Annotated in this window: 12 protein-coding genes; 5 read left to right on the top strand and 7 right to left on the bottom strand. The window is 72.4% G+C overall.

Features of this window, described 5'->3' with window-relative positions; genetic code table 11:
- Nucleotides 1-22: 22 nt before the first annotated feature.
- The 6 genes from ACSP50_RS18035 to ACSP50_RS18010 form a co-directional block, all read right to left on the bottom strand.
- Nucleotides 23-1,066: a BMP family protein gene (locus ACSP50_RS18035; RefSeq protein WP_014690677.1), complete on the bottom strand. Its 1,044-nt coding sequence runs from the start codon at nt 1,064-1,066 to the stop codon at nt 23-25.
- 11 nt (nt 1,067-1,077) lie between these two features.
- The gene (locus tag ACSP50_RS18030) at nt 1,078-2,685 is read right to left on the bottom strand and encodes a methyl-accepting chemotaxis protein (protein WP_014690676.1); all 1,608 of its coding nucleotides are present in this window, start codon (nt 2,683-2,685) and stop codon (nt 1,078-1,080) included.
- 142 nt (nt 2,686-2,827) lie between these two features.
- Nucleotides 2,828-3,622, bottom strand: a complete 795-nt coding sequence (locus ACSP50_RS18025) for an RNA polymerase sigma factor SigF (protein ID WP_014690675.1) — start codon at nt 3,620-3,622, stop codon at nt 2,828-2,830.
- An 83-nt stretch (nt 3,623-3,705) separates the two neighbouring features.
- The gene (locus ACSP50_RS18020) at nt 3,706-8,190 is read right to left on the bottom strand and encodes a HAMP domain-containing protein (RefSeq protein ID WP_052311922.1); all 4,485 of its coding nucleotides are present in this window, start codon (nt 8,188-8,190) and stop codon (nt 3,706-3,708) included.
- A gap of 114 nt (nt 8,191-8,304) precedes the next feature.
- Nucleotides 8,305-12,150, bottom strand: a complete 3,846-nt coding sequence (locus ACSP50_RS18015) for a hypothetical protein (RefSeq protein ID WP_014690673.1) — start codon at nt 12,148-12,150, stop codon at nt 8,305-8,307.
- An 11-nt stretch (nt 12,151-12,161) separates the two neighbouring features.
- Complete coding sequence (locus ACSP50_RS18010) at nt 12,162-13,982, bottom strand: hypothetical protein (RefSeq protein WP_014690672.1); 1,821 nt, start codon at nt 13,980-13,982, stop codon at nt 12,162-12,164.
- Between the two features lie 245 nt (nt 13,983-14,227).
- On the opposite strand from ACSP50_RS18010, the gene ACSP50_RS18005 reads away from it, so the two are divergent.
- A complete protein-coding gene (locus ACSP50_RS18005; protein ID WP_014690671.1) occupies nt 14,228-14,923 on the top strand; it encodes a hypothetical protein in 696 nt (231 codons plus the stop codon).
- A 367-nt stretch (nt 14,924-15,290) separates the two neighbouring features.
- On the top strand, nt 15,291-16,052 hold the full coding sequence (locus tag ACSP50_RS18000) for a hypothetical protein (RefSeq protein ID WP_155123536.1): 762 nt from the start codon (nt 15,291-15,293) through the stop codon (nt 16,050-16,052).
- Here ACSP50_RS18000 and ACSP50_RS17995 read toward each other — a convergent pair.
- A complete protein-coding gene (locus ACSP50_RS17995) occupies nt 16,000-16,992 on the bottom strand; it encodes a zinc-binding dehydrogenase (protein WP_014690669.1) in 993 nt (330 codons plus the stop codon). The two genes, ACSP50_RS18000 and ACSP50_RS17995, sit on opposite strands and share 53 nt — an antisense overlap.
- A 55-nt stretch (nt 16,993-17,047) precedes the next feature.
- Between ACSP50_RS17995 and ACSP50_RS17990 the strand changes: the two genes are divergently transcribed.
- Genes ACSP50_RS17990 through ACSP50_RS17985 form a run of 3 tightly spaced genes read left to right on the top strand, consistent with a single transcriptional unit; the run spans nt 17,048 to nt 20,131 of the window.
- Complete coding sequence (locus tag ACSP50_RS17990) at nt 17,048-17,803, top strand: helix-turn-helix transcriptional regulator (RefSeq protein WP_014690668.1); 756 nt, start codon at nt 17,048-17,050, stop codon at nt 17,801-17,803.
- Between the two features lie 45 nt (nt 17,804-17,848).
- A complete protein-coding gene (locus ACSP50_RS41980; RefSeq protein WP_014690667.1) occupies nt 17,849-18,010 on the top strand; it encodes a hypothetical protein in 162 nt (53 codons plus the stop codon).
- A gap of 48 nt (nt 18,011-18,058) precedes the next feature.
- The gene (locus ACSP50_RS17985; RefSeq protein ID WP_014690666.1) at nt 18,059-20,131 is read left to right on the top strand and encodes an ATP-binding protein; all 2,073 of its coding nucleotides are present in this window, start codon (nt 18,059-18,061) and stop codon (nt 20,129-20,131) included.
- Nucleotides 20,132-20,301 lie beyond the last annotated feature (170 nt).

Raw genomic sequence — 20,301 nt, 5'->3', positions numbered from 1 at the left:
GGCGCCTAGAGCATACGGCCGATCAGGACACCGGTACCCGTACCGCGCCGCTCAGGATCCGGTATCGCGCCTTCTCCATGCCCGGCACGTACGGGCCCAGGGCCTTGTTGGAGGTGGCGTAGCCGACGCCGTCGACCTTGAGGTCGTAGCGTTTCCGGCCGCCGGCCCGGTCGCCCTTGACGAAGGCCTGGATCTCCTGGAACACGCCGTTGTCGACACGCTTGAGCATCGAGGTCAGGATGTGCGGGCGCACCGCCTCGGCGGCGGTGGCGTACTGGTCGGAGTCGACGCCGATCGTCCAGACGTGCCCGGGCGCGGCCGTCGCCGCCTCGAACACCCCGGTGCCCGAGCCGCCGGCCGCCGCGTAGATCACGTCCGCCCCGCCGGCGATCATCTGCTGGGCGGCGGCCTTGCCCTTGGCCGGCGCGCTGAACCCGCCGAAGTCGGGCGGCTTGGTCAGGTAGCGCACGTCCACCTGGACATCGGGGCTGACGCTGTGCACCCCGGCGACGTAGCCGGCCGCGAACTTGTGGATCAGCGGCACGTCCACGCCGCCGACGAAACCCACCCGGTGACGTTTGGTGGCCAGCCCGGCCGCGACGCCCACCAGGTACGAGCCCTGCTCCTCGGAGAACAGCAGCGCGACCACGTTGTCGGCGGTCACCGAGTCGTCGTCGATGATCGCGAACAGGGTGCCCGGGAACTCCTTGGCGACCTTGCCGACCGCCGCGGCGTACAGGAATCCGACCGCGATGACCGGGTTGCTGCCGCCGGCGGCCAGCCCGCGCAGCGCCGCCGCCCGGGCGTCGTCGCTCTCGGCCTGCGTCTTGGCCTCCGAGGCTTCGACCAGCAGCTCCTGCTTGGCCCGGTCGACGCCGGCCGCCGCGGCGTCGTTGAAACTCTTGTCGCCGCGCCCGGCGCTGTCGTACGCGATCCCGACGTGCACGCTCTGCCGGCCGAGGCCGGAAGAGTCGGCCGGGGCGACCGGGACCATGGCCGCCGAGCAGGCCGACAGCAGCAGGGTGAGGGCCGCGCCGAGCAGGCCGGTGGCGGTGCGCTTGCTCATGTGTCCCGTCCTCAGTACCGGAATTGGGCGACCGCGTCGCGCAACTGGGCGGACATGCGGCTCAGTTCGGCGGCCGCTTCCCGGGAGCGGGCCACCTCGGCCGAGGTGGCCGCGGAGGCGGCGGCGACCGCCCGGATGTTCTCGGCGATGGTGGCGGTGCCACCGGCCGCGGCCACCGCACCCCGGTTCATCTCCCCGGTGGTGGCGGTCTGCTCCTCGACCGCGCCGGCGATCCCGGTCTGGTAGTCGCTGATCCGGCCCACCACCTCGCCGATCATCTCGATCGCGGTGACCGCCGCACCGGTGTCCGACTGGATGGCCTGCACCAGCGCATCGATCTCGTCGGCGGCGCGGGCGCTCTCCTGCGCCAGATCCTTGACCTCGCCGGCGACCACGGCGAAGCCCTTGCCCATGTCGCCGGCCCGGGCCGCTTCGATGGTGGCGTTGAGTGCCAGCAGGTTGGTCTGCGCGGCGATGCTGGTGATCAGCTTCACCGCGTCACCGATCGCGGACGAGGAGGTGCCCAGGTTGGCCACGGTCCGGTTGGCGGAGTGTGCCGCGGCCACCGCCTCGGCGGCCACCGAGGCCGCCTCCGCGGCATTGCGGGAGATCTCCTCGATCGACGCGCCCATCTGCTGCGATCCGGCGGCCATCGTGTCGACGTTGCGGTTGACGTCCTCGGCCGCCCCGGCGACCAGGCCGGCCTGCTCGGAGGTGTCGCCGACCGACTTGGCGAAGGCGCCGGAGACGGCGTCCAGCTCCGCCGACGTGTGAGTGAGGATCTCCGCCTGCCGGGCCACGTCGGAGACGATGGTGCGGACCGCGACGACCGCCTCCCCCAGCGCGGCCGACATCTGGGCGACCTCGTCGCGGCCGCTGTCCGCCGGCGGCTCGACGGTCAGGTCCCGGTCGGCCATCCGGCGCAGCGCGTCCCGGGCCGAGCCGACCGGCCGCACGATGCTGCGGGTCACCACGACCGCGGACAGCGCGCCGAGCGCCAGGGCCAGCCCGGTCGCGATCAGGATGACCAGCTCGGCGCGGCGGGCGTCGTCCGCCGACGAGCGGACCGCCGCCACGCTGCGGTCGTCGACCGACGCGGCCAGCCGCTGCGCGGACACCATGATCCGGTAGTAGCTGTTCCAGCTGTCGTACAGGGCGATCTGGTCGGCGTTCCAGAGCGCTTTCGGGGTGCCCGGGCGGTATGCGGCGACGACCTTGTCGTTGATGTCTACGTACGTGGCCAGCTCGGTGGTGAGCCTGTTGAAGACGTCGCGTTCGGCCTCGGTCATGCTCGCGGTGTCGACCTGTGCCAGGAATCCGCGGAACGCGTCCCGCTCCTGCTGCCAGGCCTTGTACGCCACCGAGTCGCCGCCCAGCGCGCGGCCGGCCCCGAGCCGGTAGATGTCGTTGATGAACCCGGCCTGCCAGCCGTTGAGCGTGGTCGCATGGGTCTTGATCTCGCCGGCCTGGCGGGTGAGCAGTTCCAGCCGGCGGACCTGGGTGGCAGCGTCACGCTGCGCAACGATGGTCGCATAGGCGACCACGGCAACGGCGAACAGCAGTGCCAGCACCACGGCGAAGGCGCCGAACAGCCGGGCACCGATGCTGAAGCGGCGCACAGCGGCGTCCTTCCGTCGGAATGGGCCTCACCGGCTTGATCGGCATCAGACGGACCGTGCTTAGCGGTTGGGGCGATCACTTCCGGGCCGGGATACAGCGACGGGCCCCGGCAGGGTTGCCGGGGCCCGTCGGACGGAAACGTCAGATGATCGCGCCGTCGAGGCGGGAGCGGAGCTTGGCGAGGGCCTTGGTCAGCAGCCGGGAGACGTGCATCTGGGAGATGCCGATCTGCTCGGCGATCTGCGACTGCGTCAGGTTGCCGTAGAAGCGCAGGCTCACGATCTTCTGCTCGCGCTCGTCGAGGGCGGCCATCGCCGGGCCCAGGGCGATGCGCAGTTCGGCCTCCTCGAAGCCGGCATCCATGCCGCCGAGGGTGTCGCCGAGCTCCGAGCCGTTCTCGCTGACCGGGGTGGACAGGCTGGTCGAGTTGTAGGCGCGGGCGCCCTCCAGGCCCTCGATCACCTCGTCCTCGGTGATGCCGAGATGCTCGGCGATGTCGGCGACCGTGGCGGAGCGGCCCAGCGTGTGGCTGAGCGTGTTGTTCGCCGTGGTGATCGCCAGGCGCAGCTCCTGCAGCCGCCGCGGCACCCGCACCGACCAGGTCTTGTCCCGGAAGTAGCGCTTGAGCTCGCCGGCGATGGTGGGGATCGCGAAGCCGGCGAAGTCGACGCCGCGGTCCGCCTCGAACCGGTCCACCGCCTTGATCAGGCCGACGACGGCGACCTGGTGGAGGTCGTCGCGCGGCTCGCCCCGGTTGGCGTACCGGTTGGCCAGGTGGCGGGCCAGCGGCAGCCACGCCTCGATGGCCCGGTCGCGCAGGCCGGGCCGGGACGGATGTCCGGCCGGGAGCGCCGCCATCGCGGTGATCAGCTCACTGGCCGGGTCGGTGCTCGCCGCGGCGTCGACGTGGGTTGCGGTCTCAGCGATGACAGTCATGGATGTTGCGCTCCTCGGCTCCGGTCACTGCGGGAGCACCATTGCCCCGCCACGTAGCTGCCTTAAACCACCCTTTCGGCTGACTATTCCTGGCCCATCGGCGGTTGCGCGAGCCAGCGTTCGATACACGCGAGCAGATCTTCGGCATCGACCGGTTTGGTGACGTAGTCACTGGCGCCCGAGGACAGGCTCTTCTCCCGGTCGCCGTGCATCGCCTTGGCGGTCACCGCGATGATCGGCAGCCGGGAGTACTTTGGCATGGCCCGGATCGCCGCGGTCGCGGCGTACCCGTCCATCTCCGGCATCATCACGTCCATCAGGATCAGGTCGACGTCGTCGTTCTGGGCCAGCACCTCGATCCCCTTGCGGCCGTTCTCGGCGTAGACCACCTCCATGCCGTGCAGCTCCAGGATGTTGGTCAGCGCGAACACGTTGCGCGCGTCGTCGTCGACGACCAGCACCTTGCGCCCGGACAGGTTGCCGGCGGCCCGGGTCAGCTCGGCCATCGACTCGATCGGCCGGGTCGCCGGCATCACCGGCTGCCCGGTTTCCGCCGACATGTGCAGCGTGATCCGTTCCCGCAGGTCGTCCAGGCTGGACAGGGTCTCCAGCGGCCGGGTCTGGGCGAACGCCTGCAGCAGGGTGTCGTTGCCCAGCGGCGCGTGCTGGGTCTGGTAGACCAGCACCGGCAGCGTGCGCAGCCCGGTCTCGTCGTGCAGCGCCTTGAGGAAGCCCTGCAGGGCCGGGTCCAGCACCACCAGGTGGAAGGTCTGCGACCGCAGCTCGGCGATCGCGGCCTCCGGGTCGACCACGGTGACCACCTCGAACATGCCGTGGGTCTCGGCAAGCGTGGTGGCGGCGCCCCGGGCGATCAACGTGAGCAGGCCCTCCGGATGCGGCTCGACGACCAGCAGGCGGCGCGGCCCACCCGGTCCGGCCGGCGGCATGGTGACCAGCGGGCCCGGGTTGAAGGCCGGCTCGGCGATCGACGCGCCGGCCACGGTCGCCGACTGGACCGGCATGTAGAGGGTGAAGGTGCTGCCCTTGCCCAGCCTGCTGCGGGCGCTGATCTCGCCGCCGAGCAGCCAGGCGATCTCCCGGCTGATCGACAGGCCCAGGCCGGTGCCGCCGTAGCGGCGGCTGGTCGTGCCGTCGGCCTGCTGGAAGGCGTCGAAGATCGCGGTCAGCTGCTGCTCGGCGATGCCGATGCCGGTGTCGACCACCCGGAACGCGACCACCGTCTGCTGCTCGGCCAGGGCCGGCGACAGCTCCTCCGGTCGGGCCAGGCCGATCTCCAGCCGCACCCGGCCCTGCTCGGTGAATTTGACCGCGTTGGACAGCAGGTTGCGCAGCACCTGGCGCAGCCGCTGCTCGTCGGTGACCAGGAGGGTGGGCACGTCGGCGGCGGTGGAGACCTCGAAGTCCAGCCCCCGGGAGGTGGTCAGCGGGCGGAACGTCGCCTCCACGTAGTCGAGCAGGTTGCGCAGCTCGAAGGCTTCCGGAGCGATGTCCATCTTGCCGGCCTCGACCTTGGACAGGTCCAGGATGTCGTTGATCAGCTGGAGCAGGTCGGTGCCGGCCGAGTGGATGACCGTGGCGTACTCCACCTGCTTGGCACTGAGGTTGCGGGTCGGGTTCTGCGCGAGCAGCTGCGCCAGGACGAGCAGCGAGTTCAGCGGCGTACGCAGTTCGTGGCTCATGTTGGCGAGGAACTCCGACTTGTACTTGGAGGCGAGCGCCAGCTGCTGGGCGCGGGCCTCCAGTTCCTGGCGGGCCTGCTCGATCTCGGAATTCTTCGTCTCGATGTCCCGGTTCTGCCGGGCCAGCAGCGTCGCCTTGTCCTCCAGCTCGGCGTTGGAGCGCTGCAGCTCCTCCGAGCGGGCCTGCAGCTCCTCGGAGCGGGCCTGCAGCTCGGCGGCGAGCCGCTGGGACTCGGTGAGCAGCACGTCGGTGCGCGCGTTGGCGACCATCGTGTTGACGTTGACGCCGATCGTCTCCATCAGCTGGTTCAGGAAGTCGTGGTGCACCTCGGTGAGCGGCTTGACACCGGCCAGCTCGATCACCCCGAGGACCTGCTCCTCCACCATGATCGGCAATACCACCACCTGCATCGGCGCCGCGGATCCGAGGCTGGAGGAGACGAGGAAGTAGTCGGCCGGCACGTCGTCGACCACGATCCGTCGTTTCGCCAGCGCGGCCTGTCCCACCAGGGACTCGCCGAAGGCGAACCGCAGTCCGGCGCCGACGTGCCCGTAACTGCCCACCACGCGCAGCTCCGCGCCCGCCGTGCCGTCGTCGACCAGCAGGAACGTGCCCAGCTGCGCGTCCACCAGCGGGACCAGCTCGTTCATCACCAGCGAGGCGACCACCTCGAGGTCGCGGTGGCCCTGCATGAGCGAGGAGATCCGGGCCAGGTTGGTCTTGAGCCAGTCCTGCTCCTGGTTGGCCCGGGTGGTCTCGCGCAGCGACTCCACCATGAAGTTGATGTTGTCCTTGAGCTCGGCCACCTCGCCGGAGGCGTCCACGGTGATCGACCGGGTCAGGTCGCCGGTGGCGACCGCGCTGGTCACCTCGGCGATCGCGCGCACCTGCCGGGTCAGGTTGCCGGCCAGCTCGTTGACGTTCTCGGTGAGCCGCTTCCAGGTGCCGGAGACGCCCTCCACCTCGGCCTGCCCGCCCAGCCGGCCCTCGCTGCCCACCTCGCGGGCCACCCGGGTCACCTCGGCGGCGAAGCTGGACAACTGGTCGACCATCGTGTTGATGGTGGTCTTGAGCTCCAGGATCTCGCCGCGGGCGTCCACGTCGATCTTCTTGGTCAGGTCACCCTGGGCCACCGCGGTGGTCACCTGGGCGATGTTGCGCACCTGACCGGTCAGGTTGTTCGCCATCGAGTTGACGTTGTCGGTCAGGTCCTTCCAGGTGCCGGCCACGTTCGGCACCCGGGCCTGGCCACCGAGCTGTCCTTCGGTGCCGACCTCGCGGGCCACCCGGGTCACCTCGTCGGCGAACGCGCCGAGCGTGTCGACCATCGTGTTGATGGTCTGTGCCAGGACGGCGACCTCGCCCTTGGCCTCCACGGTGATCTTCTTGCTCAGGTCGCCCTGCGCCACCGCGGTCGCCACCAGCGCGATCGAGCGCACCTGGTTGGTCAGGTTGGACGCCATCACGTTGACGTTGTCGGTCAGGTCCTTCCAGGTGCCGCCCACGTTCAGCACCCGGGCCTGCCCGCCGAGCCGGCCCTCCGTGCCGACCTCCCGGGCCACCCGGGTCACCTCGTCGGCGAACGCGGAGAGCTGGTCGACCATCGTGTTGATGGTCTCCTTGAGCTCCAGGATCTCGCCGCGCGCGTCGACCCGGATCTTCTGGGTCAGGTCGCCGCGGGCCACCGCGGTGGTCACCTCGGCGATGCTGCGCACCTGCGCGGTCAGGTTGTCACCCATGACGTTCACCGACTCGGTGAGGTCCTTCCAGGTGCCGGAGACCCCCTTCACGTCGGCCTGCCCGCCGAGCCGGCCCTCGGTGCCGACCTCCCGGGCCACCCGGGTCACCTCGTCGGCGAACGACGACAGCTGGTCCACCATCGTGTTGATGGTGTTCTTCAGCTCCAGGATCTCGCCGCGGGCCGCCACGGTGATCTTCTGGGACAGGTCGCCGCGGGCCACCGCGGTGGCCACCTGGGCGATGCTGCGCACCTGGCCGGTCAGGTTGCCGGCCATCGAGTTCACCGAGTCGGTCAGGTCGCGCCAGGTGCCGGCCACCCCGCTGACCTGGGCCTGCCCGCCGAGGCGCCCGTCCGTGCCGACCTCCCGGGCCACCCGGGTCACCTCGTCGGCGAACGACGACAGCTGGTCCACCATCGTGTTGATGGTGCTCTTGAGCTCCAGGATCTCGCCGCGCGCGTCGACGGTGATCTTCTGCGACAGGTCACCGCGGGCCACCGCCGTGGTCACCTGGGCGATGTTGCGGACCTGGTTGGTCAGGTTGCCGGCCATGAAGTTCACCGAGTCGGTCAGGTCCCGCCAGGTGCCGGCCACCCCGGGCACCTCGGCCTGTCCGCCCAGCCGGCCCTCGCTGCCCACCTCCCGGGCCACCCGGGTCACCTCGTCGGCGAACGACGACAGCTGGTCCACCATCGTGTTGATGGTGTTCTTCAACTCCAGGATCTCGCCGCGGACATCCACGGTGATCTTCTGCGACAGGTCGCCGCGGGCCACCGCGGTCGCCACCTGCGCGATGTCGCGCACCTGGTCGGTCAGGTTGCCGGCCATCGCGTTCACCGAGTCGGTCAGGTCCTTCCAGGTGCCGGAGACGCTCGGCACCTCGGCCTGCCCGCCCAGCTGACCCTCGGTGCCCACCTCGCGGGCCACCCGGGTCACCTCGGAGGTGAACAGCGACAGCTGGTCCACCATGCCGTTGAACACGGTGGCGATCTCGCCGAGCAGCCCGTCGCCGTCCTCGGGCAGCCGGGTACCGAAGTCACCGTCGCGCACCGCGGTCAAACCGGCCAGCAGCTGCCGCAGATCCCGGTCGGCCACCGCCGCACCCGCCGTCTGCCGGTGCACTGTCATCTCGTCGCCCACAGCACTCTCCACGCTCACACCCGGCAAAGTCGGACGTAAGTATGCATGCCCTCGCACAGGAGTTCGGCCTGGGTCACCTGGTCATTCGCGACGGGCCGTACCTCAGCGTGGGGTGAGGATGTCGGTGTAGACCACGCGGCGCACCGTGCCGTTGTCGGTGGGGTGCAGCTCGTACTCCTGGACGACGATCCGGTGCGCCTCGCCGGGCCGCGGCACCCGGCCCGTCCAGGCCTGCCCGGCGCCGGCGGCGATCGGGGACAGCTCGACCGGCGAGCCGAGCGCCCGCCAGGTCAGTTCCGGGTCGGCGATCGCGGTGCGGCCCTCGGCGAACGCGCACAGGTGGGTGAGGTCGCGGTCGTCGGCCTTCCCGGCGTGACCGGTGACGGTGACGACGTAGTCGGAGCCCTGCCGGGTCACCGTCGCGGTGCGCCCGTTGACGAGCTGGCTGAAGTCGGCGGCGACGACCGGCGACAGCAGGCAGTCCGGCAGCGCGTTCGGCTGGTACCGGGCCAGCGCCAGCCGCACGAACGGCAGGTTCGCGCTGAGTTCCTCGTCGTCGTGGTCGGTGATCCGGATATCGGCGTACCAGAGGTCGCGGGCCGGGTCGAAGGCCACCTTGTGCCCGGCCACGTGCGCACTCCCGCCCTCCACCGGCAGCATCTCGGCGGTCTTGACGGCCAGCGGGAAGGACGACAGCATCGGTCCCGCGACGGTCCGCGGCGCGGTGGTCACCGGGTCGGCGGCCCAGTCGGTCCGGGTTCCGCCGAAGCCGCCCTGCGGTTCGACCTCCGGGTAGGCGTGCAGGACCACGCCGAGCAGTTCCCCGTCGCCCCAGGACCACCAGGGGCGTTCCAGGTACACACGCAGGCCGCCGCCGAGCCGCCGGCTGGTGCCGGGCACCGAGTCGTCCCAGGCGAAGGTCGGCACCACGGAGTGGATCCGCGGCGGGGCCCGCGGGACCGAGCTGAGCACGTCCACCTCGATGGGCGCGCTCTCCCGGGTCAACGGGCCGCGGACCAGGCTGACCACGACCTTGGCGCCCTCCGCGATCCGGCCGCCGGCGGTGCGGTGCAGCAGCCGGCGGTCCGGGTCGACCAGGAAGTCCCCGGCCGCCCTGGCCGGGTCGGTGACGCCGCTGGGCGCGGGGGCGAAGACGGCACCGGTCAGCGCGTCACGCACCCGGACGGTGAACGGCTCGGTGTCGCCGGACAGCCGGGCCGGGGCGGCGGTGGACAGCCGTACCGTCGTCTCCTCCCGGAAATGTTCGACGAACGGCGAGGTGGCGACGGCGGTGTAGGAGACCCGGCGGTATCGGTGGTCGGTGAAGTGGTGGGTGCCGCCGACCGGGAGCTGGACGGTGTCCGGCGCCGCACCCTCCGGGTGGGTGACCTTCACCGAGTAGGCGGTGCTCCGGAAATCCCGCGCGATGCCGGGATCGGTGTCGAAGCCCGGGCCGTCGTCGACCGGCATCCGCCAGGCGCCGCGCACGTCCAGGGTCGCCGTGCTCTTCTGGCTGATCTCCATGGTCGCGGTGATCGTGGCCGGGGCCTCGCCGAACAGCCGGTCGGCCTTGAGTGTGAGCCAGCGCGGGGCGGGCAGCGGCGTGCGGACCGCGTGGACCAGCATCAGGTCGCGGGCCGGGGTGAGCGGCCACAGCCGGCCCTCGCAGGCGTCCCGGCGCAGCGTGTCGACGTCGGCATCGGTGCCGACGGCCGAGGTCCGCATCAGGTCCCAGACGCCCATCACGGCGAGGTCGTCCGGGTCGAACCGGGACGAGATCCGCAGCCGGTAGATGTCGCCCGGCTCCAGGCCCACCTCGAGGATCCGGCCGCGGCCGCGCCAGCCGGCCCCGCCGGGCGGCACCGGGCGCAGGTCCACCCGGAACGAGCCGTCGAGGTCGACGACCGTCTCGGTGGTGCGTCCCGGCAGGCCGCGCACCAGGGCGGCCTGCGCCAGAGCATCCACCAGGTACGGCGGGTCGAGCAGCTCCTGCGGATAGCAGTCGGCGTCCTCGGCCCGCAGGTCGGCCAGGTCGGCGTCGTCCCGGGCGCGCAGCGTCTGCCAGGCCCGCGGGTCCGGCGTGCCGGCCCGGCCGCGGTCGAGTTCGCCGTGCCACTCCAGCATGGTCTGCGCGGTGCGCGGCGGCACCACGTGCCGGGAGGAGACCGGGCGCGACTCGTGCACGACCGCGTACCGCGGCCCCTCGGCCGGGCCGGGCGGCTGGCGCGGCACCACGGTGGGCGCCTCCACCGGGTCGTAGCGCAGGAAGGTGGCCGCCGGGGTCACCATGTCCGGCTCGCCGAGATCGTCCTCGGTGGCCGCCACGCCGGCATTGCCGAGATCGACGGTACGGGCCCGGAACCGGTAGCTGTGCCCGAACCGCAGCCGGGGCAGGCTGCCGGGTGGCACCCGGAAGCGGGTGCCGAACTGGTACGCCGGGTCGATGTCGCCGGCCGCGTCGCGCACCCGGTTGTCGGTGCCGACCGGCCGGGTGAGCGGTTCGACGGCGAGGCTCCAGCCGCTCCACGACATCATCGACTCGGTGATCAGGTGGTCGCCGGGCACGTCGTGGTGGTCCGCGTCCTTGCCCCTGGTGGTCGCGGTGACGACGGCGGCCTCGTCGTACACCGTGACGGTGCCCTTCCCGGGCAGCCGGTGGAACTCGTAGAAGCCCTCGCGGCACATCAGGCTGCGCCACGGACCGTCGCCGTCCCGCACGTCCCAGCGCAGACCGCGGACCAGGTCCTCGGCGAACAGGACCGGGTCCGCCTCGGTGCGCCGGTCCCGGAGGCGGTCGACGAGCTCGCCGGCCCGGTCGTCCTTGGCCACCGTCATCGGGCCGGTCCGCAGCGCGGGCAGCGCCTCGCGCCGGTCCCGGGCCGCCAGGTCCCGGTCGCTGGCGCCGGTCAGGGTGGCGGCGAACTGGTTCACCGCCTGCGCTCCGGCGTCCGCATCCAGGCAGGTCACGCTGTACGTGTCGGCGGCGAACCGGATCAGCCCGGCACCGACCCCGGCGCCGCGGGGCGCCGGCTCGAACCGTCCGGCGCCGGCCAGGCAGACGACGGTGGGCACCCGCAGGGTCGTGGTGGTGCGCAGCGCGTCCGTGCCGAGTGCCAGGGTGAACCGCAGATCGGTGCGCGACGCGCCGGTCAGCAGTGCGGTCAGCACCGGGGACGGCTCGGTCTCGAACTCCAGCACCAGGCCGAGCAGCCGCTGCAGCGGGCCGTGGCTGGCGGCGAGCGCGACCGCGTCGTGGAAGTCGTGGCCGGCCGGCGCGGGGGCGGCCCGCCGGGCCAGCCGCGGCGGCGGGTTCCGGCGCGCCGTCAGCGTGCCGCTGTGGAACTCGCCGGCCTGCAGGAAGGCCATCCCGACCACCTGATCGTCGTCCAGGCCGCCCCGGTCGGCGCGGACCGCGCCGCCACCGCGTTGGTACCGGGTCCGCAGGTCCTCCCGGAGCTGGTTCAGCCGGCGTTGCCCGAGGCCGCCGTCCTGGAAGCCGAGCGCCCGCAGCGGCGACCGATCGAAGTCCGCGAGGCAGGGCAGTTCCCGGCCGGCCGAGACGCCGACCTCCCCCCACTGCCGGCTCAGGAACTGCACCACCTGCCGGATCGGGTACGACGCGACCCGCACGTCGTCCAGCGCTTCGGTGACCCTTGGCGTGCGCACCGGGGTCCGCGGGGTGAACATCGCCGTCCACACCCGGCTGTCCGGGGCCGACAGCCGCCGCCCGGGTACGACTGTCGTGGTGCCGCCGTCGTCCAGGCGCAGGGACACGCCCAGCCGGGTCGCCGCGGCCGGCCAGTCGGTGAAGTCGGGGAACTGCCCGCCGAGCGTGACGTCGGCGCCGTCGCCGGTCAGTTGCGGCGCGACGTGCACGTCGAAGCGGAGTCCGCCGTGCCGGCCGGCGCCCCGGGGCAGCAGGGTGCAGGTCAGGTTCTGGGTTGCCATGGGAGTCCTCGTCAGGCGAAGGCGGCGCAGTGCTGCGCCCACAGGTCGGGGGTGAAGACGTCGCCGAAGCGGATCGGCGCCGACGCGATGGCGGGCGCGGTGCGGCCGAACGACGAGCTGGAGCGGGTCAGTTCCCGCCGGCAGGTGATCGACACGGAGGTGCTGAACAGGAACAGGTCGATGGAGACGGTCATCGTCGCCTCGCCGGTCAGCCGGTCGCCGTCGGAGTCGTAGGTGAGGCCGAGATAGAACTCGACGGTCACGGTGATCAGGCCGAGCACCGACACCGAACCCCGGATCCGCAGGTAGGCGGTCAGCTCGATGTTCTGCCTGTCGCCGGTCGCGGTGAGCTTGAAGTAGATACCGGCCATCACCTCGACACAGCCGCTGGCCACCCCCAGGTCGATGCTGACCCCCGCGCCGAACTCGAAGGCGAACTCCAGGGACTGCAGGCCGCTCGCGCTGATCTTGACGCCGGCGTAACCGCCGCCGCGCAGGATCCCGACGCCGAGGACGAACTTGTGCTCACGGGTGGCGAAGCCGGCGTCGAACACCACCGGGTCGCCGTTGAACGGCAGCAGCAGCCCGACGTGCACCGCGATGTTGGAGATCGCGAGCAGGCCGATCGCCAGGCTGGGCACGGCGACGTCCAGGGCCACGGTCACCCGGTCGCCGGCCGGCACGACGGACACGCCGTTGCCCCTACCGAAGCCGATCAGCGTGGCCAGTTCCCGGACGAACCTCAGCGGGCCGCCGAAGGTCACCTCACCGATGTCGCAGTGCACATCGGGTTTCGCCCCGCTGCTGTCGGTGAACCGCAGGGTCTTGACCTGCACGGCGATGAACGGATCGTCGTCGGTGAAGAAGTTCAGCGTGACGTCGCTGAGCGTGCCGCGCATGTCGTGGGTGGGCGGATGGCCGAGCCGGGCGGCGATCCGGATGTCGAGCACCAGCGAGCTGGCCGGATTCACCTTGAGAATGGCGAAGTCCGTGAGCTTCGGCGCCCAGTGCAGGGTGGTCTCGGCGCCGTCCGGCAGGTCCCGGGTGGTGATCTTCATGGCCTGCTCGGGGTTGGCCCGGCCCGCCGGCTTGGCCAGCACGTCGATCAGCCGCAGATCGCCCAGCAGCCGGGCGCCGTCCTTCAGGATCGCCGCCGGGTCCAGCTTCTGGTTCGCGACGTCGCTCAGCGGACCGGCGACCGGGCCGAGCGACCGGGACAGGCCGCTGATCGCCATCTGCGGGGTGGCCACCCCGGTCATCGCGCCGGGCACCGCCAGCTCGGGGACGACCTTGTCGGCCATCCGCAGGAAGACCTCGCCGCCGTTGTCCTTGAAGCCCTGCTGCAGGTAGCCGCTGAAATAGTTGAACCTGGCGCCGACCGACTGCGGTGCGCCGGTGATCGCCGCCAGCTGTGGCATCTCCACCGTGAAGTCCTGGACCCTGGGGAACGCCACCCCGGGGAGGTGCTTGCCGCCCAGCGACATGGTGTGCACGGTCAACCGGGTGGCCGCCGGGTCGTCGGCCGGCGCGACCGAGATCGGCAGGCCGCCCACCGCGGCCGTGCAGGCTTCGGCGTTGCCCTCGTACCACCTGGTCAGCGGGTCGAGCGGATCGTCGGCCGGGGCGCGCCGGGCGTTCGGGCCGAGCGGCACGAACACCGCGGGCGCCTGGAAGTCGGTGTCCTGCCCGGCGTGGTCGGTCCCCCGCCACGGGAACTGCAGCATCTTCCTGTCGGCGGTCAGCAGCATCCGCGCGCCGCCGCCGTCCGGCACGTCCTGCAGGACCAGGTCCGGGGTGACCTCCAGCTTCGCGGCCACCCGGGTGAACGGCATGCCGCGGCCCCCCGTCCGGCATGCCGGGCGCCGCGGCGTAGTCGTGCACCCGCTGCTGGATCACCACGAAGAAGCGTTTACGCAGGAATCCGGCCTGGGCCTGCGACCCGTCCGGCCGGCCGAGCACCTTGCGCTCGCTGAGCGTGATCAGCGTGGCCCGGTGCCCGAACGGGTAGAGGTAGCCGTCCTTGGCGATCCGCACGTAGTGGTCGCGGCCCAGCGTCGCCCGATGCTGCCACCCGGAGGTGGCCGGGTCGCCCGGCACCCGGGTCGGCGCCCAGTCCACGTTGCTGATCAGGGTGCCGCCGAGGCCGCTGAGCATCAGCGCGTCCACCTCGATCGGCGCCCGGGCCAGCGACAGGCGCACGATGTCGAACCGGTCGGCCGCCGACATGGCCAGGCCCGGCGGGTCGGCGGGCGAGTCCGGGGCCACCTGCGGCGGCTGCCGTGCCCAGTCGGCCATCTGCGGATACCGGGCCCAGACCGCGCGGACGGTCCGGTCGCCGGCGCCCCGCTCGGTCACGCCGCCCGGCGCCGCCGGGTCCTTGACCCCCAGCCGGGTGTGCCAGAGTTCGGTCCAGCCGCCTCGGGCGGTGGCCGGGGTCGTCCGGTGCACCCACGCCGCGTTGCCGTGCGGGGACAATTGCAGCCGGTACGGGATCTCCAGCGACGTCTCGTTGTACAGCGGCGCCCGCGGGCCTTCGTCGATCGGCGACAGGGGCGAGTCACGCGGCCGGGCCAGCGGCACCACCTTCGCGGTGAACCGGTTCCAGTCCAGCAGCGCGGCCAGCGTCGCCGGCAGCGGCAACCGGTTCGTCACCTCGAACGCCAGCCGGCTCTCCAGCGCCGCCCGGGTCGGCACCGCCGTGACCGGGACCGGCTCCGTCTCGAGGGAGGTCTGCTCGGCGATCGACTGGGTCGGGAACCGGACCACCAGGTAGGACGGGGCTCCGGGGTCCCGGCGGAGCAGCCTCGTCCCGGACCTGTCCAGCTCGACGTTGTAGAGGTCGAACGTCAGCTGGGCGAAGTCGATCCGGCGCCGCCAGGTCAGCGTCAGGTCGGCGAGCGGGTCCGCGGGTGGCGCCAGCCCGGGCGCGGCCAGCGCCGCCATGTCCGGCGCGCCGACCACCGAGCCGGCCACCAGCCCGCCCGCCATCCCGAGCACTTCCCGCCGACTGAGCACCATGGAGCGCCACCGTTCGTCGCCATCTACGCCTGATCGACCGCCAGGATGATCAACTCCACTGGCCGCCGCAGCCGATTCCGGCCCCCTACCCCGAACGTGTCCAGGTTATTCTCATTCCGAGAATGACTGAGCTGAAGGGAACGCCGATGCGAGTGACGCTGACCAGGTCGGAGATCGCCAACGGGGACGAGTCGCGCCCGACCACGACTTGGATGCCGGATGACCTGGCCGTGGCCCGGGCGGTGGCGCTGCGCCCGGATCTGCACCACGGCTACACCTGGGTCGCCTACGCGGACGGCGGCCGGCCGCTCGCCGTCACCCGCGACGGCCGGTGGTGGCTCGTCGGACACCCGGAGAGCACCCTCGGCGAGCTGGGCGTCACCGAGATCCGGTACGACCCGTACGACCAGGACCCGGACGAGGCGGTGCGGGTGCTGCGGGCCGGTGGCAGGGCCGGCCGGCGGGGCGGGCGCCTCCTCGTCCAGCCGCGCGACACGATGCAGTCGCGGGTGTGGGAGCTGCTGCCCCGGCAGGTGGCCACACCGCTCATGGTGCGACTCGGGGACGACGGCATGCGGTTGCGCAAGGCGCTGCGGCTCACGGCGTACCTCCATGATCCGATTTTGGAAACCGACATCCGGAACTGGTTCGCCTGCCGTCGGGAGCCGCTCTGGCAGCTGGCCGATTTCTGCAGCCGCCTCCTGGAGGCCCACGGCTACCTCGACCGGCAGCGCGCCCTGGAGTTCCGGGTGGCGGGCCGCCTGCCCGCGCCGCGCGGCGGCTGGCAGGCCGACCCGCCGGTCCTCGGCCCGGACTTCACCGCGGTCCCGATCACCGACCCGACCGCGCGGCACGCGCTCGACCATCTCGCCCGGTATCTCTGACCATCGTCACCACCACTTTGCCGGTCGCCGCGTCGTCCTCCATGTAGCGGTGGGCGGCCGCGATGTCGTCCAGGCCGAAGACCCGGTCCAGGTTCGGCGCGACGGTCCCGGCCCGCACCCCGTCGACGAGGCGTTGCAGCACCGCGGCCCCGCGCGGGCCCGTCATCGTGCCGCTGTGGAAGGCGGTGAGCCGGGTCCCGGCCGGAATCATCGCGATCGGTTCGAAGGAGGGCACCGCCCACCCGCTGAGCGATCCGCTCACGCAGACCGTCCCCCCGGGCCGGACCAGGCGCAGCGAGTCGGTCAGGGTCCGCGCCCCGACCAGGTCGAGCACCTGGTCGGGGCCGCCCGGCCAGAGGTCGCGGATCCGTCCGTCGTCCAGGATCAGACGGCCGCCGGTGCGGGCGGGCCGGCGGGTGGTCGCCAGCACCTCGAAGCCCCGGGCGACCGCCAGGCCGGTGGCCGCCATCCCCACCGACGAGGTGCCGCCGCGGATCAGCAGCCGGCCGGGCGGCGGGCCGAGCACGTCCAGCGAGCCCTGCGCGGTCAGATAGGTTTCGGGCAGCGCACCCAGCACCTCCCATGGCAGGTCGGTGCGGACCGGCATCAGCAACGCGTTGGGCAGCAGCGCGTATTCGGCGTATCCGCCGTCGAACTCGCGCCCCATCTCCCCCATCACCGCGGCCACCGTCGTCCCGGCCGGCACCGAGGGATCGGTGGATTCGGCGACCACGCCGACGCATTCGATGCCGAGCACCCGCGGGAACCTCACGCCCGGCGAATGCCCCTGCCGGGTCCGCAGCTCGGAGCGGTTCAGCCCGGCCGCCATCACCCGCACCAGGCTCCAGCCGTCCCGTACCGCCGGCACCGGAACCTCTCGCACCACCAGCGCCTCGGGCCCGCCGGCCCGCTCGCACACCGCCGCACGCATCGTCGTCATGCCGGCAACCCTGCGTCCCGGCCACCGTGGCGGGCCACCGCTAAGCTGCCACGTCATGCCCATCGCCCGCCAACCGGTCTCGCGCCTGTGGCCGTCCGGCGGCGCGCACCTCTGGCCCTCCGGCGGGATCAGCGCCCTGCACTCACACCCGCGCGGCCACCTGGTCTATGCCGCGCGTGGCGTTCTCTCCGTGCAGTCGGAGAGCGGCACGTCGATCGTGCCGGCGAACCGGGTCGGCTGGACCCCGGCCGGATCCGGGCACCGGCACCGGGCGCACGGCAGCACCGACATGCGGATCGTGTTCCTGCCCGCCGCCCTGTCCCGGCTGCTCGGCGACCGCCCCGCGGTGTTCCGGGTGTCCGGCCTGGCCCGGGAGGCGCTGCTGGCGCTGACCGGCACCCCCGAGCGGGAGCGGGCCGTGGCGGCCCGGCTCCGCCGGGTGCTGGTCGACGAGCTGCGGGTGGCCGACGAGCAGCCACTGCGGCTGCCGGAACCGCGGGACGACCGGTTGCGGGCGGTCGCCCGGCTGCTCTACGACGATCCCGCGGACACCTCGACGCTGGCCGCGCTGGGGCGGGCGGCCGGCGCGAGTTCGCGGACAATGAGCCGGCTGTGCCACGACGAGCTCGGCATGACCTTCTACGAGTGGCGCACCCAGCTGCGGATCTTCCACGCCCTGGTGCTGCTCGCCGAGGGCCATGACACGGTGCGGGTGGCTGCCGCGTGCGGCTGGGCCAACCCGAGCGGTTTCATCACCGCGTTCACCCGCCTGGTCGGCACCACCCCGGGCCGCTACCGGGCGCGGGGATGACGGAGAAGTGTTCAGGATCACGGTGGCGGGGCCGATAGCCAGCGCATGTCCCGATTCCGGAGCTTGCAGTTTCCGCAGTCCGCGCCCGACGCCCGGATCGTGGCGACGGTCCCGGCCCGCACCACGGTCAGCTATCCCGCGGCCGCCGCCGCGGACACCGGCACCCCGCCGCCGCGCGAAGCCGGAGACGACAGCAGCTCAGTCTGACAGCGCCGCGACCGAACAGAGGGATCGGCAACGCAGGAGGAGGCGCCCGTGACGATCCGCCAGTCGGTGGTGCGCACCGTCGTCTTCACCGCCCTGTACGTGGTGGCGACCTACGCGGGCCGGCTGACGATCATGGACGGCACGAACCTGAGCCTGGTCTGGCCGGCGGCCGGCATCAGTGCCCTCTGGTTCATCTGCCAGCGCTCGTCGCGGTGGCGGTCGCTGGACGTGGCCGCCCTGGCCGCGGCCACCGTCGCGGTCAACATGGCCACCGGCGCGGGACCGGCCCTGTCCGGCTTCTTCGTGGTCGCGAACCTGCTGCAGGCCGCCACCTTCACCGTCCTTTACCAGCGCTGGCTGCCCGGGTTGTGGGGCAGCGGCGGCACCGCCCCGGTGGCCCGGCCGCACCAGCTGTGGCGCCTGGTCGCGATCGCGATCATCAGCACGTTCTGCGGGGCGCTGGTCGGCCCGACCGGGGTGTGGCTGGTCAGCGGCCACTATTCGGCGCCGGCGGCCGCGGTGTGGATGGCCCGCAACTCCGCCAGCATGCTGCTGATCGGGATCGCCGGGCTGCGGCTGGGCGCCCTCGCCGGGAGGTTCACCGGCACTCCGCGGCAGCGCTGGCCGCAGCTGTGCGCGGCGACCCGCACGGTGCCGGGGCGGACCTGGGTCGAGGGCGGCGCGTTGCTGATCGTCTCCGCCGGCGCCTACCTCGCCGTCTTCGGGTTCACCCACGGCCTGCCGTTGGCGTTCGTGCTGGTCACCATCACGGTGTGGGCGGCCACCCGGATGAGCACCACCTTCGTCATCCTGCACGACCTGTTCTTCGGCAGCCTGGCGGTCGTCTTCACGCTGCACGGCAACGGCCAGTTCGCCGGGATCGCCTCGCACACCTCGCGCGCCCTGGTGTCGCAGATGTTCGTCGCCGTGGTGGCGATCGTCGGGCTCGCCGTCGCACTCGGCCGCGACGAACGCGTCGCCCTGCAGCGGGCCGCCGCCGAGCAGGCCCGCGTCTTCGCCACGATCTTCGACGCCATGGGCGAGGGCCTGGCCGTGCTGGACGCGGACGGCCACTTCCTGCTGCGCAACCCGGCCAGCTCGCAGCTGCTCGGCGGTCTGCGCAGTCCGACCGGCAGGATGGCCGGCAACGACTTCTACGGTCTGCGGCACCTCGACGGCACCCCGGTCGCGCCGGGCGACCTGCCCCATCAGCGAGCCCTGGCGACCGGCGACCCGCACGCCATGGACATCCTGGTGAGCCACCCGGCCGTCCCGGGCGGCCGGATCCTGTCGGTGCGGGCCACCCCGCTGCCGGTCGACGTCGGCGGCCGCCGGTACGCGGTCAGCGTGTTCTCCGACGTCACCGCCGACCGGCGGCACCGCGACGAACTGGCCGCGTTCGCCGGCATCGTCGCGCACGACCTGTCCAATCCGCTGACCACCGTCGAGGGGTGGGCCGAGGACGTCGCCGACCTGCTCGGGCCGGACGCCGGCCGGGCCGGTGACGGCATCGCCCGCATCCAGCGCGCCGCGACCCGGATGCGCAACCTGATCACCGACCTGCTCGCCTACACCACCGCCCGCGACGCCGCGCTGGGCCTGACCGGCGTGGACCTGACCGCGATCGGCACCGACATCGCCGTGGCCCGCATCGACCAGGCCGAGACCACCGGCGCCCCGGTGCCGCACGTGCGGATCGGCGAGCTGCCGCCGGTGCACGCCGATCCGGCGCTGATCCGGCAGCTGTTCGACAACCTGATCGGCAACGCCGTCAAGTACACCGCCCCCGGGGTCGTTCCGGTGATCACCGTGACCGGCGACCGGGACGGCGACCGGGTCCGCATCGCGATCAGCGACAACGGCATCGGCATCCCGGCCGGTCAGCACGGCGCCGTGTTCGACAACTTCCACCGCGCCCACCGCGACGCCGGGTACACCGGGACCGGGCTCGGCCTGGCGATCTGCAAGCGGATCGTGGTACGGCACGGCGGCACGATCACCGCCGCCGACGGCCCGGCCGGCTCGGGCAGCACCTTCACCTTCACCCTGCCGGCCGCCAACCTGCCGCCCGGTGTCCCCGACCCGGCCGCGCCGGTCCCGGAGCGCAGCCGACTCGCCTGATGCCCGCGTCAGCCGGCCAGCCTGATCGACGGTTCCTGGTTCCGGCTCGCCGACTCCTTCAACCACACTCTGAAAACGCCTATTTTGTACGTCGAGGTCACCACCCTGACCGGCGCCACCGCCCCGCTGCTGATCATCACTCCGGAGCGCCCAGGGACGAGTTGCCGGCG

The sequence above is a fragment of the Actinoplanes sp. SE50/110 genome (assembly GCF_900119315.1).
GTDB lineage: Bacteria > Actinomycetota > Actinomycetes > Mycobacteriales > Micromonosporaceae > Actinoplanes.
The sequence above is the reverse complement of the archived record's forward strand: the minus strand, read 5'-3'. Positions and strand labels throughout refer to the sequence as shown.

Excerpts from the sequence above, each read along its gene's own strand:
- ACSP50_RS18015 (WP_014690673.1), bottom strand. The coding sequence starts at position 12,150 with ATGGCAACCCAGAACCTGACCTGCACCCTGCTGCCCCGGGGCGCCGGC.
- ACSP50_RS18010 (WP_014690672.1), bottom strand. The coding sequence starts at position 13,982 with ATGCCGTTCACCCGGGTGGCCGCGAAGCTGGAGGTCACCCCGGACCTG.
- ACSP50_RS17995 (WP_014690669.1), bottom strand. The coding sequence starts at position 16,992 with ATGACGACGATGCGTGCGGCGGTGTGCGAGCGGGCCGGCGGGCCCGAG.
- ACSP50_RS41980 (WP_014690667.1), top strand. The coding sequence starts at position 17,849 with ATGTCCCGATTCCGGAGCTTGCAGTTTCCGCAGTCCGCGCCCGACGCC.
- ACSP50_RS18035 (WP_014690677.1), bottom strand. The coding sequence starts at position 1,066 with ATGAGCAAGCGCACCGCCACCGGCCTGCTCGGCGCGGCCCTCACCCTG.
- ACSP50_RS18020 (WP_052311922.1), bottom strand. The coding sequence starts at position 8,190 with ATGACAGTGCACCGGCAGACGGCGGGTGCGGCGGTGGCCGACCGGGAT.
- ACSP50_RS17990 (WP_014690668.1), top strand. The coding sequence starts at position 17,048 with ATGCCCATCGCCCGCCAACCGGTCTCGCGCCTGTGGCCGTCCGGCGGC.
- ACSP50_RS18025 (WP_014690675.1), bottom strand. The coding sequence starts at position 3,622 with ATGACTGTCATCGCTGAGACCGCAACCCACGTCGACGCCGCGGCGAGC.
- ACSP50_RS18000 (WP_155123536.1), top strand. The coding sequence starts at position 15,291 with ATGACTGAGCTGAAGGGAACGCCGATGCGAGTGACGCTGACCAGGTCG.